The organism is Streptomyces sp. NPDC008121, assembly GCF_042957155.1.
Lineage (GTDB): Bacteria > Actinomycetota > Actinomycetes > Streptomycetales > Streptomycetaceae > Streptomyces.
This window is the reverse complement of record NZ_JBIBHT010000052.1, coordinates 1-2,366: the sequence shown is the minus strand read 5'-3', so window position 1 is coordinate 2,366 and position 2,366 is coordinate 1. Positions and strand designations below refer to the sequence as shown.

Below are 2,366 nucleotides of genomic sequence, written 5' to 3'. Positions count from 1 at the left end.
GATGCATGACCAACGAGGCCCCCGAGCAACGTGATTGAGACGTCAGACATCTCGATCAACAGCCCGGGGGCCTCGCTCGTTGCGCTTCACGGCCCTTCACCCGATCGGTGGCCACAGCGAAGAAGCTCACTGGAGCTCCGCTGATGTGCGGCTCTGCCGTGCCCGCGCCGGTGCTGCCGCCCTGACGGATGACCGCACAGCGCAGGCCGCCAGGGGCGCCGGGCCCTGCTCGGCGGTCCGGGCGGCACCCCTGGGTGGGCCAGCCGCATGAAGAGCACACCGCATCCCGCAGGTCAGCGGGCAGAGTGCGGGACCGCCGCGGGTTTCCGGCTGCCGGACAAGACGGCCAGCGTTCCGGCTGCGGCCGGCACGGTTCCAGGCACGCTCCGCGCGAGGCGGCGGACCAGCTCCGCCTGGCGTCCCCAGCAGCGTCGGCCGTGTACCAGTGGTATCCGCAGATACCACCGGCTTCCAGGGCTCTCGCAGTGAGGGCCAGCCAGGCTGGTCTGGCGTTTCCTGGTGGCTGTGTGGGCCGACCGGTCGACCGCAGCCCGGCCCGGCCCGGGGCACTCCGAGCAGGGCGCACATGGAACTGCTGTGAAGGCGTGCTCCGGCAGGCAGCCCCCTCCTGAGCCCCTCTTCGCACCAAAGGAGACTCCCGGCGCGGCCGCCGCCCACTCGCCGGAACACGTACTTGTCCGCTGCCGGTGATTTCAGGGCCGCTGCCCCGTCCGGGCACAGCTGGGGGACGGGGCAGCCCGGCAGGCGGAACGGCCGGAGAGCCAGGAGTGACCTGCCGGAGTCTATCTGCGGCTCCCATAGAAATTACCAGGCGATACTATTTCAGTCACTGCCGCACCAATGGAACTGGATACCGGCTTTCCCTTGTACGGAATATCTGTATTTGCGACTACCGCCAGAGTGGCTCTGGCCGACGGAAGGTAGAAGCACAGGGTCTGGTATCCCGCGATTGAGCCGTCGTGTCCGACCCATCCGTTTGCATTGGAGAGGCCGAGTCCGTAAGAAAATCCTGGAGTTCCTGTAGGCTTGCCTTTGAGGCGCTCTGCCTGGGTTTTTGCCTCCAGCAGGGATCCGGTACCCAGAACGCGGGCCCATTTACTCACGTCGTTAACGCTGGAAATTACGGCGCCAGCTGCCCATCCCCACGATGGGTTCCAGAAGGTTGAATCCACAGTCGGACCGTCTGCGGTCTTCTTTGTGTATCCGTGGATTCTGGGGGCCGGTATCTCCGATCCCTTGGGAAAGAACGTGTCCTTGAGGCCAGCTGGCGCAATAACCTCCTTGTCCAGGTATTCACGCAGAGAGGATTTCGTGATCTTTTCTATGATCAGCCCGATAAGGACGGTGTTAGTATTGGAGTATTCAAATTCCTTTCCGGGCTGGAAGTTGACCGGATGCTTGAATGCGTAGGCCAGGAGCTGTTCTGGCGTGAATGAGCGCCGAGAGTTGTCCAGTTTGTCGTACTCTTCATCGAGCGTGTAGTTAAAGAGTCCGCTGCGCATGTCTGCCAGATCTCTCAGGGTAATCTTCTGCCCGTTTGGCACGCCCCGCATGTACTTGCTTACGGGGTCATCGAGGCGGACTTTGTTTTCTTCTGCCAGCTGCAGCAGACCGGTAACTGTGAAAGACTTTGTCACGCTGCCTATCCGTGAATACATGGTCGGGGTGAACTGGGCTTCGGTTTTCTTGTCGGAGACCCCGAATGACTTCACATAATTACCCTTTCCGGGTACGTGAAGGGCGACCATCAGGCCAGGTACACCCGCCTTCTTCTGGATTTCACCGATTGCGCGGTCCAGCTTCTGCTTGACCTGTGGAGTAAGCGCAGCGATGTCGTTGCCGGAGACTGATGCCGAAGGGGCCGGTGAACCGGAAGGGGAAGCAGTCTGCAACGCAGAAAGGGACGCCAGCAGTGTGGCGCAGAAGAGGGCCGCAAAGCGCGCCTGATTGTTTTTCTTCACCGTGACTCCCGCTTGCTTGCTACGTTTCCGGCTCCTTGTGTGCTCCGGCGGGCAGCGGGAACCGTGTGAGACCAGGCATTCGCTCAGAGTTGCAAATCATCACCTTCTACGCTGTCAGGAGCTGGATGGCTGACAGGAATGCAGACCTGCCGGGCAGTCCGAGTCATCATTCCTGCCGTCTATCATCCCCTCGCTGCCGCTGCGGGGCCAGTCAGCGCCGGGGCAGGCAGCGCTGCCCTGTGATCATGCGGCACGCTGCCCTCACCGCACAGGACTCGGTCTGGCCCTATAAGACCTCGTTTCACTTGGTGAGCCGCCGGTAGTTGATGAGGCTGGTGGCGATGGCTGTGAAGGCGAGGAAGTGCTCGGGCTTGCGCTCGTAGC

General features: G+C 62.1%; 1 protein-coding gene. It reads right to left on the bottom strand.

The window, feature by feature from the left end:
* Positions 1–803: 803 nt before the first annotated feature.
* Complete coding sequence (locus tag ACFZBD_RS35135; RefSeq protein WP_391147787.1) at positions 804–1,982, bottom strand: serine hydrolase; 1,179 nt, start codon at positions 1,980–1,982, stop codon at positions 804–806.
* Positions 1,983–2,366: the final 384 nt, after the last annotated feature.